Origin of the sequence: Luteimonas chenhongjianii (assembly GCF_002327105.1) — a bacterium.
Classification (GTDB): Bacteria; Pseudomonadota; Gammaproteobacteria; order Xanthomonadales; family Xanthomonadaceae; genus Luteimonas; species Luteimonas chenhongjianii.
Map to the genome: position 1 here is coordinate 2,050,236 of NZ_CP023406.1, position 12,921 is coordinate 2,063,156.

At 68.9% G+C, this 12,921-nt stretch carries 13 protein-coding genes; 8 read left to right on the forward strand and 5 right to left on the reverse strand.

The features are described 5' to 3' along the window. Window positions 1–84: 84 nt before the first annotated feature. From efp to folE2, 6 genes are all read left to right on the forward strand, one after another. Window positions 85–651, forward strand: coding sequence for an elongation factor P (gene efp / locus CNR27_RS09360; protein ID WP_096300494.1), 567 nt, complete (start codon window positions 85–87; stop codon window positions 649–651). A 473-nt stretch (window positions 652–1,124) separates the two neighbouring features. After that, window positions 1,125–2,468 carry a TRZ/ATZ family hydrolase gene (locus tag CNR27_RS09365; RefSeq protein WP_096300496.1) on the forward strand — a complete coding sequence of 448 codons (1,344 nt, stop codon included), beginning with the start codon at window positions 1,125–1,127 and terminating at the stop codon, window positions 2,466–2,468. A gap of 40 nt (window positions 2,469–2,508) precedes the next feature. Next, window positions 2,509–3,219 (forward strand): bifunctional 2-polyprenyl-6-hydroxyphenol methylase/3-demethylubiquinol 3-O-methyltransferase UbiG, encoded by a 711-nt coding sequence (gene ubiG, locus CNR27_RS09370; protein ID WP_096300498.1) that lies wholly within the window; start codon window positions 2,509–2,511, stop codon window positions 3,217–3,219. Then, window positions 3,216–3,902: a phosphoglycolate phosphatase gene (locus CNR27_RS09375; protein ID WP_096298211.1), complete on the forward strand. Its 687-nt coding sequence runs from the start codon at window positions 3,216–3,218 to the stop codon at window positions 3,900–3,902. The genes ubiG and CNR27_RS09375 overlap by 4 nt, the downstream gene beginning before the upstream one ends. Next, complete coding sequence (locus CNR27_RS09380; RefSeq protein WP_096298213.1) at window positions 3,899–4,573, forward strand: phytoene/squalene synthase family protein; 675 nt, start codon at window positions 3,899–3,901, stop codon at window positions 4,571–4,573. The genes CNR27_RS09375 and CNR27_RS09380 overlap by 4 nt, the downstream gene beginning before the upstream one ends. A 139-nt stretch (window positions 4,574–4,712) precedes the next feature. Beyond that, window positions 4,713–5,627 (forward strand): GTP cyclohydrolase FolE2, encoded by a 915-nt coding sequence (gene folE2 / locus CNR27_RS09385; RefSeq protein ID WP_233580176.1) that lies wholly within the window; start codon window positions 4,713–4,715, stop codon window positions 5,625–5,627. A 244-nt stretch (window positions 5,628–5,871) separates the two neighbouring features. On the opposite strand, the gene CNR27_RS09390 is transcribed toward folE2, so the two are convergent. The 3 genes from CNR27_RS09390 to yidD form a co-directional block, all read right to left on the reverse strand. Then, complete coding sequence (locus tag CNR27_RS09390; RefSeq protein WP_096298216.1) at window positions 5,872–6,708, reverse strand: M23 family metallopeptidase; 837 nt, start codon at window positions 6,706–6,708, stop codon at window positions 5,872–5,874. A 78-nt stretch (window positions 6,709–6,786) separates the two neighbouring features. Next, on the reverse strand, window positions 6,787–8,139 hold the full coding sequence (locus CNR27_RS09395) for a dihydroorotase (protein WP_096298218.1): 1,353 nt from the start codon (window positions 8,137–8,139) through the stop codon (window positions 6,787–6,789). After that, window positions 8,136–8,372, reverse strand: a complete 237-nt coding sequence (gene yidD, locus CNR27_RS09400; RefSeq protein WP_096298220.1) for a membrane protein insertion efficiency factor YidD — start codon at window positions 8,370–8,372, stop codon at window positions 8,136–8,138. Before yidD ends, CNR27_RS09395 begins: the two co-directional genes overlap by 4 nt. A gap of 112 nt (window positions 8,373–8,484) precedes the next feature. Between yidD and dksA the strand changes: the two genes are divergently transcribed. Next, on the forward strand, window positions 8,485–9,492 hold the full coding sequence (gene dksA / locus CNR27_RS09405) for an RNA polymerase-binding protein DksA (protein ID WP_096298222.1): 1,008 nt from the start codon (window positions 8,485–8,487) through the stop codon (window positions 9,490–9,492). Between the two features lie 74 nt (window positions 9,493–9,566). Here dksA and CNR27_RS09410 read toward each other — a convergent pair whose 3' ends face one another. Together CNR27_RS09410 and CNR27_RS09415 are read right to left on the reverse strand one after the other, a co-directional pair. Continuing rightward, a complete protein-coding gene (locus CNR27_RS09410) occupies window positions 9,567–10,817 on the reverse strand; it encodes an MFS transporter (protein ID WP_096298224.1) in 1,251 nt (416 codons plus the stop codon). Next, window positions 10,814–11,254, reverse strand: coding sequence for a SufE family protein (locus CNR27_RS09415; RefSeq protein ID WP_096298226.1), 441 nt, complete (start codon window positions 11,252–11,254; stop codon window positions 10,814–10,816). The genes CNR27_RS09410 and CNR27_RS09415 overlap by 4 nt, the downstream gene beginning before the upstream one ends. Window positions 11,255–11,434: 180 nt before the next feature. Between CNR27_RS09415 and CNR27_RS09420 the strand changes: the two genes are divergently transcribed. Continuing rightward, on the forward strand, window positions 11,435–12,850 hold the full coding sequence (locus CNR27_RS09420) for a cryptochrome/photolyase family protein (RefSeq protein ID WP_096298228.1): 1,416 nt from the start codon (window positions 11,435–11,437) through the stop codon (window positions 12,848–12,850). Window positions 12,851–12,921 lie beyond the last annotated feature (71 nt).

The window sequence follows — 12,921 nt, forward strand, 5'->3', positions numbered from 1 at the left end:
CAACAGACAGAGCCACCCGCGCGTGTCGCGGGCGGTAAACCCGTAGTGTAGCCGCCGGCGCGCCCGGCCCAGCAGGAGCAGATGATGGCCAGTTATGGCATGAATGACGTCAAGAACGGCCAGAAGATCCTGGTCAACAGCGAGCCGTGCGTCATCATCGACACCGAGTACGTGAAGCCGGGCAAGGGCCAGGCGTTCACTCGCATGAAGTATCGCAACATCAAGTCCGGCCGCGTCGTCGAGCTGACGATGAAGGCAACCGACTCGGTGGAAGTGGCCGACGTCATGGACACCGACATGCAGTATCTCTACAGCGACGGCGAGTACTGGCATTTCATGAACCCCGAGACCTTCGAGCAGGTGCAGGCCGACAAGGCCGGCATGGGCGGCGCGGAGAAGTGGCTCAAGGGCGAGGAAGAATGCGTGGTGACGCTGTGGAACGGCACCCCGATCGCGGTGCAGCCGCCCAACTTCGTCGAGCTGCAGATCACCGAGACCGATCCGGGCGTGCGTGGCGACACCTCCGGCGGCGGCGGCAAGCCGGCGACGCTCGAGACCGGCGCCGTGGTGCGCGTGCCGCTGTTCGTGGGCCAGGAAGAGGTCATCAAGGTCGATACCCGTTCGGGCGAGTACGTCAGCCGGGTCAAGTGATGACGCGAGGTGTCCGGGCCGGTGCCTGCACGCAGCTGCTTGCGATCAAGTCGGGCGCCGCATCCGCGGGCGGCGCATGTCCACTGCGGAGCGTGCATGTATCGCCCCGGGCGTCCGTGTTGCCGGCGGGAGACGATGTCCGGCGCATCGGCCGATCTTCGCTTTCATGACGGACTTCCGGTCAGGGGATCGAAGGCGACCCCTGCAGCCGGGCGCGAGGCTGCGCCTGGGGCCGGGGCGGACGCCAACCGCATCGGGGGCGATCCGGGTTTGCAACGCGCCTGCCGATCTGCGCGTCGCCGCCGATGTGGTGCGCATCGAAAGCGCGCCCGGCAGTGAAGAGGACACGTTGAAGAGGGCACGTGCCTGCGTCGCCGCACGAGCCGGGTCCTGCGCCATGACGGCACCCGCCATGGCGTGGACGCACTGGTATCGCCCTTCCACTGGCGCCACGCCGCCGAGGACGAATGAGCATGCATGACGAAACCCCGCAGGCCATCGACCTGCTGATCGAAGCGGCGCACGTGGTGCCGGTGGAGCCGCACGCGGTGGTCCACGACGACCACGCGGTTGCGGTGCATCGCGGCGAGATCCTCGCCGTGTTGCCGATCGCCGAGGCCCGGCAGCGTTATGCGCCGGCCGAAACGGTGGCACGTCCGCAATCGGCGCTGCTGCCCGGGCTGGTCAATGCGCATACCCATAATCCGATGACGCTGCTGCGCGGGATCGCCGACGACCTGCCACTCAAGGTCTGGCTGCAACAGCACATCTGGCCCATCGAAGGCGCAGTGATCGGCCCGGAATTCGTCGCCGACGGCGTTACCCTGGCGCTGGCCGAAATGCTCCGGGGCGGCACCACCTGCGTCAACGAGAACTACTTTTTCCCCGACGTGCAGGCCGCTGTCTACAAACAGCATGGCTTCCGTGCGCGCGTCGGTCTGCCGGTGATCGATTTCCCGACCGCCTGGGCCTCGAGCGACGACGCGTATTTCGAGCGCGCACGCGAGGTGCACGACCAGTGGCGCGACGATCCGCTGATCGCGATGGCCTTTGCCCCGCACGCGCCCTACACGGTCGGCGACGCGAATTTCGAACGCATCCGCATGCTCGCCGACCAGCTCGACCTGCCGGTGCACCTGCACCTGCACGAGACCGCGCAGGAGGTGCAGCAGTCGCTCGACAAGTATGGCCAGCGCCCGCTCGCGCGGCTCGATCGGTTGGGGCTCGTCAACGACCGGCTGATCGCGGTGCACATGACCCAGCTGACCGAGAGCGAGATCCATCTGTGCGCCGAGCGCGGTGTCAGCGTCGTGCATTGCCCGGAATCCAATCTCAAGCTGGCGTCGGGCTTCTGCCCGGCCTGCGCGCTCGAGCGGGCGGGCGTGAACCTCGCGATCGGCACCGATGGCGCTGCCAGCAACAACGATCTCGACATGTTCGGCGAGACCCGCACAGCGGCGATCCTGGCCAAGGCGGTCGCGAACGATGCTGCCGGCTTCGATGCATTCACCGCGCTGCGCGCCGCCACCCTGGGTGGGGCGAAGGCGGTCGGATTCGGTCACCTGGCCGGCTCGATCGAGCCGGGCAAGCAGGCGGACCTGATCTGCGTGGACCTGTCGCCGGTCGAAACCCAGCCGCTGCACCATGTGGTCTCGCAGTTGGTCTACGCGACCGGGCGCCACCAGGTGAGCGATGTCTGGATCGCCGGGCAGCCGAAGCTGCGGTCGCGCACACTGGTCGGGTTCGATCTCGACGCCATCACCGCGAATGCGCGCCAATGGCGCGAGCGCATCGCCACATTGCGCCCCGGCGCATGATGGCATCAAGTCCGAAGTACGTACGCAAGACGAGGGCAGCATGAACGCAGCACGCGACAACTTCCATCAGGCAGAACTGGACAAGTTCGGCGCGCTCGCCAATCGCTGGTGGGATGTCGACGGCCCGCAGAAGCCGCTGCATGCGCTCAATCCGGTACGCCTGGACTACATCATCGGCCGTGCGCGACTCGACGACGCGCGGGTGCTCGATGTCGGCTGCGGTGGCGGCCTGCTCAGCGAAGCGATGGCGCGGCGCAACGCCCGGGTCACGGCGATCGACCTGGCCGAGGATCTGGTCAAGGTGGCCGGGCTGCACGGACTCGAGAGCGGAGTGGACGTGGATTACCGCGTGCGGTCGGTCGAGGCGCTCGCCGCCGAGCAGCCGGGCAGCTTCGACGTGGTGACCTGCATGGAAATGCTGGAACACGTGCCGGACCCTGCCGCGATCCTGCAGGCCTGCGCCACGCTGCTCAAGCCCGGCGGAACCCTGTTCGTCTCGACCCTCAACCGCACGCCGGCCGCGTTCGCGCTGGCGATCATCGGCGCGGAGTACGTGGCCCGGCTGCTGCCGCGCGGCACTCATCAGTACGCGTCCTTCATCAAGCCGTCGGAACTTGCGGCGTGGCTGCGCGCGGCAGGCCTGCAGCTCGAAGAGGTCACCGGGCTGATGTACGAGCCCTGGCGCAACGGCGCGCGATTGATGTCGCGCACCGACGTGAACTACCTGGCCTGGGCACGGAAACCCGAGTGAGTCCGTCCGCCCCCCGCGCGGCGTTCCCCGCCTGCGCACTGTTCGATCTCGACGGCACGCTGCTCGACAGCGCGCCGGACATGCTCGCGACCGTCAACCGCATGCTCGCCGCCCGCGGCCGTGCGCCGCGCGCGCTGGCCGATATCCGCCCGGTCGTCTCGCGCGGCGCGCGGGCGATGGCGTCAGTGGCGTTTCCCGAACTCGATGCCGAAGGCATCGCAGCACTGGTGCCCGAGTTCCTGGCGGTCTACGCCGAGGAACTGGGCCGCCACGGCGCGCCGTTCGAAGGAATCGAGCCGATGCTGGCCGCGCTGGAAGCGGCCGGTACCCGCTGGGGCATCGTGACCAACAAGCCCGAATACCTGGCCGCGCGCCTGTTGCCGCAGCTGGGTTGGCAGGATCGCTGCGCGGTGCTGGTCGGCGGCGACACGCTGGCCGAGCGCAAGCCGCATCCTTTGCCATTACTGCACGCCGCCGAGGCGATCGGTGTGGCGCCCGGCGACTGCGTCTATGTCGGCGACGACGCGCGCGACATCGCCGCCGCGCGGGCCGCAGGCATGCCTTCGGTGGTCGCGCTGTGGGGCTACCGCCTGGAAGAGGACGACCCGATCGCCTGGCAGGGCGACGTGATGCACGACGCACCGGATGCGCTCGCGGTGCCGCGCGGCTGGCCGGCACCATGAGCGCTGCATTGCGACCGGCCGACGAGGATTTCGTCGCCAAGTGGCAGGCGCGCTGGCCCGAATGGCGCATCGGCATGGCGTTCGTCGAACCAGCCATGCGCGAGCGTGCAGCCGCATGGTTCTCGCTGCTCGAGGAGTTCGGCGACGCCGCATGGGCAGGGGCCGAGGCGACCCCGGGCCTGGCCAAGCTCGCGTGGTGGCAGGAGGAGCTGCAGGGCTGGGGCAAGGGTGCGCGGCGCCATCCGCTGGGGACGCACCTGCAGCGCGTGGATGCCCCATGGCAGACGCTGGCGCTCGCCCTGCGGCTGCTCCCGGCGACCCGCGAACATCCGAACCAGCTCGCCGGCAACCTGGCGCAGACGCAGGATCTCGCCCTCGCGATCGCCGCATGCGAGGCGCGGCTGTTCGGAGACGGCAGCCGCGACAGTGGCGATGGCCGCATCACGGCGGTCCCGCTGCTCGCCCAGCAGGCCCTCGTGCGCATCGATCGCGCGCTGGCCGCGGAGCTGCTCGAGCAGTGGCCGTCGCGCGACGCCGGCACGCGCCCGCGCCGCATCGCCAACGCCATCAGCGGCGCGCGGCTGGCGATCCTGGCGCGTACGGACGAGGCGCGGCCGGTACCTGCATTGCGCGTGCTGTGGTCGAGCTGGCGCGCCGCCCTGGCGCGCTGAATCCCGTTCCAATAGGGTCGGCGGAAACGCAGCGTTGCGGGGGCCGTGTTGGGCGAGCCGGTAGACTGCGCGTCTTCGCTTCATGTCGGTGCGCGCGCCGCCCGACGCTTCATTTCCCGCATTCCGCCGCGAGCCCGTATTGAACACCGCATCGATCACCGACCGCCTCCCCGACGTTGCCGGCGACCAGGCCCAGGCCGCACGCCTGCTGGACTGGGTCGGCATGGGCAATATCGCCATCCCGCTGCGCATCGAGGATGCCAATGGCGGAACTGTGACGGTCCCGGCTTCCGCAGATATCGGTGTGAATCTGATCGATCCCGATGCGCGCGGGATCCATATGTCGCGGCTGTACCTGCATCTGCAGGATGCATTCTCGAGCCAGACGCTCGACCGCGGCACCATCGCGCGGGTTCTGCGCGACTGCATCGAGTCACAGCGCGGGCTTGCCGACCGAGTCCAGCTGACGCTGCGCTATGGACAGCTGCTACGGCGCCCCGCACTGGCCAGCGCGCACAGTGGCTGGAAGACATATCCGGTCGAAATCGATGCGGTGCTGTCACCGGATGGGCTGGCGCTGACACTCGCGCTGTCGGTCGAATACTCCAGCACCTGCCCGGCGTCCGCTGCGCTCTCGCGCCAGCTCAATGCTGCCCGCTTCGCCGGCGACTTCACCCCGTCCACCAGCGGTTTCGACGCAGTCCGCGAATGGCTGGAATCGCCGCGCGGTCTGGCCGCGACCCCGCATGCACAGCGCAGTCGTGCCGATGTGCGCATGCGCCTGGCCGACGACGTCGATGTGTTTCCGGTCCTCGCGATCGTCGATGCCCTGGAGCACGCGCTCGGCACGCCGGTGCAGACCGCGGTCAAGCGCGAGGACGAGCAGGCCTTCGCCAGCCTCAACGCCGAAAACCTGATGTTCTGCGAGGACGCCGCCCGCCGTGTATCGGCGGCCCTGTCGTCGGATCCGCGCATTGCCCGTTTCGAGGCGACGGTCTCGCATTTCGAGAGCCTGCACGCGCACGACGCGATTGCCCGGGTCAGCGGTCCCTGAGGTCTCCGCCAGCGGGGTACGGGCGGGATTGACCGGCCCGGAAGGCCGCATCGACCTGGCGAATCGCAGACCCTCCCGTCACCGCATCCGGTCCAGGGCGCGTCAATGATCGGCTGCTTGTGGCGGCGCGCGGATCGGATTGCCGCGCTGGCTCCGACTCGCCTGCGGCGTCGCTGCCGGGGAATGATGTACCCATCAGCTGATCTGGATACGCTTGGCGCGCAAGAAGCGCTGGCGCATCCCGTCAGGGCCGCTCCAGCGCAAGCTGGGGATCGACCCGCACATCGAGCCAGTTCATCCCCCAATGCAGGTGCGGCCCGGTGGCGCGTCCGGTCGCGCCGACCGCGCCGATGACCTGGCCCTGTTCGATCCGATCGCCCACCTTGGCATCGATGCGCGAGAGATGCAGGAAGTTCGAACTCACGCCATGCCCATGGTCGAGCAGCAGGGTGCCGCCGGTCAGATAGAGGTCGGGCGCGGCGAAGGTGACGATACCGGCGGCCGGTGCCCTGACCGGAGTGCCGGTCGGTGCCGCAATGTCCATGCCCGAATGCGGCGAGCCCGGCTGTCCGTTGTAGGAACGGGCGCGGCCGAAGCGCCCGCTGATGCGGCCCTCCACCGGACGGATGAACCCGTTGCCGAAATCGACACGGTCGTCGTCGCGCTGGCGGGCCTCGGTGACCTGCGCCTGTTCCCGCCGGATGCGCTCGGCGATCGCCGGCGGCGGATTGACCGTGGCCGGCGGCACACCGTTGACGCGTTCGACCGGCCAGTCGCGTGGCGTGATCGCGATGGAGGCCGGGTGGCGGCTGCCATCCGGGCGTGTCACGTCCAGTTGCACCGGGCCGGTTTCGTCGCGGCCGATGCCCAGGACCACGGTGCCGTAACCGCTGACCCGCAGGTCGCGATCGCGGAACCGGACCCGGCTGCCTGCCGGCACCTTGCCGACGACGAGGCTCCCCTGCTGCACCTGCGCCGGAAAGCGCACATCGCTCGTGTCCTGCGCGACCAGCGGCGCCGCGAGCAGGAGCGAAAGGACGATCAGCGCCAGCGCGAGCTGGGAACGGCGAAGCAGGGTCATGCGTGGTCCGGGTGGGAGTCGGATGGAGGGGCGCGCACGCTACACGTCAGCCGATGAAGGCGGTGCAGCGCGGCGCTCTCAGCGGGCGAAGGCGAGGCGCTGCCCGGCCGGCTCGCCGACGAGCTGGCTGCCATCCCATGCGAGGCGGCCGTTGACCCAGGTCGAGGCGATGCGCGAGCGGAAGGTCGTGCCCTCGAACGGCGACCAGCCGCACCTCGACAGCACCTGCTCGCGCTGCACGGTGAAGGGGACGTCTTCCACCATGACCAGGTCGGCGAAGTAACCCTCGCGCAGGAAGCCGCGCTCGGCGACATCGAACAGCTGCGCCGGCGCATGCGCGAATTTCTGCACGACCCGGGTGATGTCGAAATGGCCTTCGTGCACGCACTCGAGCGCGGCGACCAGGGCGAACTGCACCAGTGGCAGGCCACTCGGCGCGCGCGTGTACGGGTTTTCCTTCTCGCTCAGCAGGTGCGGCGCATGGTCGGTGGCCAGCACGTCGATGACGTCGTCTGCCAGCGCGCGCAGCAGCGCCTCGCGGTCGGAGGCGTCCTTGATCGCGGGATTGCACTTGATCAGATGACCCAGGCGCGCGTAGTCGGCGCGGTCGAAGCGCAGGAAGTGGATGCAGGTCTCGGCGGTGATGCGCTTGCGCAGGCGGCCCGCGGCATCGACCAGCGGACCGCGCTCGAACAGCGCCAGTTCGTCTGCGGTCGAGATGTGCAGCACATGCAGGCGGGTGTCGTGGCGGCGGGCCAGCGAAAGCGCCAGCTGCGTCGACTTCATGCAGGCCTCGCGCGAACGGATGTCCGGGTGGCATTCGGCGGGGATGTCCTCGCCGTACTTCGCCACGTACTCGCGCTGGATCGCGTCGATCGTCGGCGTGTCCTCGCAGTGCGTGATGATCGGGACCGGCGTTTCGCGGAAGATGCCGTCGAGCGTGTCGGGATCATCGACCAGCATGTTCCCGGTCGACGCACCCATGAACACCTTGACGCCCGGCGTGGTCAGTGGATCGATGCGACGCACGTGGTCGAGATTGTCGTTGCTCGCGCCCATGTAGAAGCCGTAATTGGCCCGGGCGCGGCCGGCGGCGCGGTCGTACTTGTCCTGCAGCACGTCGGCGCTGAGCGTCGGCGGGCTGGTGTTGGGCATGTCCATGAAGCTGGTCAGGCCGCCGGCGACGGCGGCGGCCGACTCGGTCGCCATGTCGGCCTTGTGTTCCAGGCCCGGCTCACGGAAGTGCACCTGGTCGTCGATCATGCCCGGCAGCAGCCAGCGGCCGGCCGCATCGACCACGGTGTCGCCGCTGCGCGCGTCCAGTGCACTGCCGATCGCGGCGATGCGGCCGTCGGCGCCGATACGCAGGTCACCATCGAAAATCCGGCCTTCGTTGACAAGGCGTGCGTTGCGGATCAGGGTCGAAGTCATGCTCGGGGGTCCAGTTTCGGCATCGGCACGGGATCGTGTCCGCCCGGATGCAAGGGATGGCAGCGGAGAAGCCTGCGCAGCGCAAGCCAGCCGCCCCGCAGCACGCCGAAACGGGCGAGGGCAACCATCGCGTAGCTCGAGCAGCTGGGATGGAAACGGCAGCGCTGGCCGAGCAGGGGGCTGACAAAGCGCTTGTAGCCGCGCAACACGAGGATGAGCAGGCGCGCGATCACGACAGGTCGGCGAGGGCGATGAACACAGGGGTGGGGGCGGTTGCCGCTGCAGGGTTAGGCAGGGTATAACACGCCGCTTCCCCGCCCAAGGGAATGACAAGGAAAGCAGCTCGTGGCAGTCAAGAAACCCGCAAAGAAGGCCGTCAAGAAGGCCGTCAAGCCCGCAGCGAAAGCGCCTGCCGGGAAGAAGGCTGCCCCCGCCAGCAAGGCTGCGGCGAAGAAAGCGCCCGCCAAACCGGCTGCGAGCAAGGCACCGGCCAAGGCGCCTGCGAAGAAGGTGGCCAAGACTGCGCCTGTCAAGGCACCCGCGAAGAATACGGCAAAGGCGGCTTCGGCGAAGACCGCACCCGCCAAGGCACCTGCGAAGAAGACGGCGACAGCGGCTCCGGCAAAGACCGCGGCCGCCAAGCCGGCGACGAAGCCGAAGCCCGCAGCCGCTCCCGCGGTTGCGAAGACGCCCGTCGCAAAGAAGACGGCACCGGCGAAGTCGATCAGCGACAAGCCGGTTGCCGCACCGAAGGCGGGGGCCCCGAAGACGGCTTCCGCCCCGGCGAAAACCGCCGCGCCGAAACCGGCGCCGGCATCCACTCCCACAAAGCGTCCACGTCCGGCCGGCAAGGTCGCCGTCGCGGGCGTTGCGCGCCAGCAGGTTCCGGCGCCAAGAACAAAGGTGAAGGTCGTGCAGTACAAGACCGATGCAGAAACAGGTCGTCCCATTCTTCCGCAGGGCTACAAGCCCAGCGCCGACGAGGAGTACATGAGCCCGTTGCAGCTCGAGTATTTCCGCCAGCGCCTGCTCAACTGGCGCGCGGATCTGGTGGAGGAATCGAAGCAGACGATCGAAAACCTCAAGGACGAGGTCCGTGACGTCGGCGACGAAGCCGAGCGCGCAACCCGTGAAACCGAGAACTCGCTCGAACTGCGTACCCGCGATCGCTACCGCAAGCTGATCGGCAAGATCGACAGCACGCTCAAGCGCGTGGATTCGGGCGAATACGGCTACAGCGTGGACTCGGGCGAGGAGATCGGTCTCGATCGCCTCGAGGCACGCCTGACCGCCGAGCGCACCATCGACGAGCAGGAGCGCTGGGAACACCTGCAGAAGCAGATGGGCGAGTGATCACCGCGCCTCGGCGCTGACGAAGGAAGCCCGCGCAAGCGGGCTTTTTTCTTGGCTGTCCGATCCGCGGGCGCTCATTGCAGATCGCGCAGGTCGAGCCGCCGCAGTCTGGGCGCCCGCCAGGCGGTCGTCGCGACCACCCCCATCGTCACGAAGCCACCGAGCACCACCGCCGGCACCAGCCCGAGCAGGCGCGCCATCGAACCCATGTAGAACGCGCCGATCTCGTTCGAGGAGCCGACGAACAGACCGTTGATCGACGAGACGCGTCCGCGCATGTGATCCGGGGTCGCCAACTGCATGATCGTCGAGCGCATGACCACCGAGATGCCGTCGCACATGCCCGACAGCAGCAGGAAAAAGGCCGACAGCCAGAACGCCGTCGACAGGCCGAAGCCGACCATGCACAGCCCGAAGCCCGCAACCGCGAACAGCAGGATGCGCCCCGCGTTGCGCTGGATGGGATGGCGCGCCAGCCAGATACCCATCGCGACCGACCCCAGAGCGGGCGCGCCGCGCAGGATGCCCAGGCCTTCGGGACCGTAGCGCAGGACGTCGTGGATGAAGGCGGGCGCGAGCGAGATCGCACCGCCGAACAGCACTGCGAACATGTCCAGCGCCAGCGCAGCCAGCAGGATCTGGTGCCCGAACACGAAACGTCCACCCTCGGCGATGCTGGCGAAGATCGGCGCGCGCTGCAGCTGCGGTGCGGGTTCGGTGACCTGCATGCGCGCGAGGAACGCGATCACCACGAGGGCCAGCGCCGAGGCCAGCAGGTACGCCGCCGCGGTGCCCGCCCAGCCCACGACGAACCCGCCGATCGCCGGGCCGACCACGACCGCGGCCTGGAAGGCGATGCTGCCGAGACTCGCGCCGCGCACGAACTGATCGCGCGGCAACACCCGCGCGAACAGCGCGTTGTAGACCGGGCCGAGAAATGCCCGGACCATGCCGGTCAGCATGATCGGCAGATAGATCAGCCAGATGCTGCCTTCGAAGACGCCGAGCGCCAGCATCGCCAGCAACAGCGGTGTGATGGAAAGTGCGGCCGCGGCGGCCATGCCGAGTTTTCGGCGAGGCAACTGGTCGACCAGATACCCCGCGAATGGCGCCACACAGAAGTAGGGCAGCACTTCCGCAAGCCCCACGAGCCCGAGCATCCACGGGTCGCCGGTACGCGCGTAGATTTCCCAGCCCACGGTGACCGCGACGATCTGGTAGGACAGGATGGTGAAGATCCGATAGCCGAGCAGGCGCCGGAATCCGGGGTTGCGCAGCGGCGCCGCGCGGCTTTCGGCAGGCGCGGCGTCGGAGCGTCTTCTCACGCCAGTTCGGTCTGGGCCCGTTCGCGGATGACCGCGAGCAAAGCCGCCAGTCCGTTGCTGCGGGTCGGCGACAGGTGCTTGGCCAAGCCGATGTCTGCGATGTAGTCCGCGTCGGTGTCGACGATCTCGCGCGCACTGCGTCCCGAATACACCCGCAGCGCAAGATAGATCAGCCCCGAGACGATCGCCGAATCGCTGGCGGCGGCGAAGTCCAGGCGCCCGGCATCACCGGACGGCACGATCCAGACCATGGACTGGCAGCCCTGCAGGCGGTTGGCCTCGGTCCTGAGTTCATCGGGGAAGGGCGGCAGCTTGCGACCCAGATCGATCAGGTACTGGTAGCGTTCCGACCAGTCGCTGAAGAACGCGAATTCCTCGGCGATCGCGCGCTGCGCCTCGGCCGGTGTGGGTTCGAGCGGGAAGGGGGAGGCGGTCACGGCGGCAATCGGGTCTCTGACGCGGCCTGAGGGCCGGGCCGTTATTGTGACCGATCCTGCCCGCAGCTTCCGTCATGGTCGCAGGGGCATGTCGGCACTGCGTCGCGCCTGCCGCCTTCTCGCGCATGGCCCGGCGCGGTCCAATCACAGCCGCGCCGCAGGGGCGCAACAGGAGCGCGCATGGCACAGGCGATCGTGTGGTTCCGCAACGACCTGCGGCTCGACGACAACCCGGCGCTGCGCGCCGCGCTCGACGCGGACCTCGCGCCGGTGTGCGTCTACATCCACGCGCCGGACGAGGAAGGCACCTGGGCGCCTGGCGCGGCCTCCAACGCCTGGCGCCACCGTTCGCTGGCCGCCCTCGACGCGCAACTGCGTCGCCGTGGCAGCCGCCTGCGGCTGTTCCACGGTCCGAGCCTGGCGACGCTGCAATCGCTGGTCGACACCTGCGAGGCGCAGGCAGTGTTCTGGAACCGGCGCTATGAGCCGCGGATCGAGACGCGCGACGCGTTGATCAAGTCGGCGTTGCGTGGATCGGGCGTGCGCGCCGAGAGCCACAATGGCGCGCTGCTGTTCGAGCCGTGGGCGCTGCAGACCGGGCAGGGCGGGCCATACAAGGTGTTCACCCCGTTCTGGCGCAAGGCCCTGTCGGAGTGGCGGCTGCAGACGCCGTGGGAGGCACCGCGAACGCTGCCGTCGAGCGAGGCCGGGCCGGCAGGCGTCGCGCTGGACGCGCTGGGTCTGCGGCCGGCGCGTCCCTGGGACGCGGACTTCTGGCCGCTGTGGCAGCCGGGCGAAGCGGGCGCGTCGGAGACACTCGAAATCTTCATCGATGGCGCGCTGCGCGGCTACAGCGCCGGTCGTGACCGGCCCGACCGGGTGGGCACGTCGCGCCTGTCGCCGCATCTGCACTTCGGCGAGATCGCGCCCTGGCGGGTCGTGGCCGCGATCGAGGCCGGCCGCACCGCCGCGACGGCGCCGGATATCGATGCCTACATCCGCGAACTGGGCTGGCGCGAGTTCGGCCATCACCTGCTGCACCACTTCCCGCATACGCCCGAACAGGACTTCAATCCGCGCTTCGCGCGCTTCCCCTGGGCGCGTGACGCCTCCGCCCTGATCGAAGCGTGGCATCTGGGGCGCACCGGCGTGCCGATCATCGATGCGGGCATGCGCGAGATGTGGAGCACGGGCTGGATGCACAACCGCGTACGCATGATCGTCGGCAGCTGGCTGTGCAAGCACATGCGTGTCCACTGGCGCGAAGGCGCGCGCTGGTTCTGGGACACGCTGGTGGATGCGGACCTCGCCAACAACACCCTCGGCTGGCAATGGATCGGCGGCACCGGTGCCGACGCCGCGCCGTACTTCCGCATCTTCAATCCGGTGACCCAGGCGCAGAAGTTCGACCCCGCCGGCGCATACATCGCCAAGTGGCTGCCGGAACTGGCCGGGATTCCGGTGCCGCTGCGTTTCAGCCCATGGACCGCGCCCGATGTGCTGAAGCGCGTTGCGCCCGGCTACCCGTCGGCGCCGGTCGTGGATCTCGCCGGCGGGCGGGAGGCGGCACTCGCCGCCTACCAGCGTTCGCGCTGAGTGCGCCCGTTGGCGCGCGGAGGGTCGCTTCAGCCGCAAGCATGGCGTCGCGCCCAAAGGGCTGTGTTCCG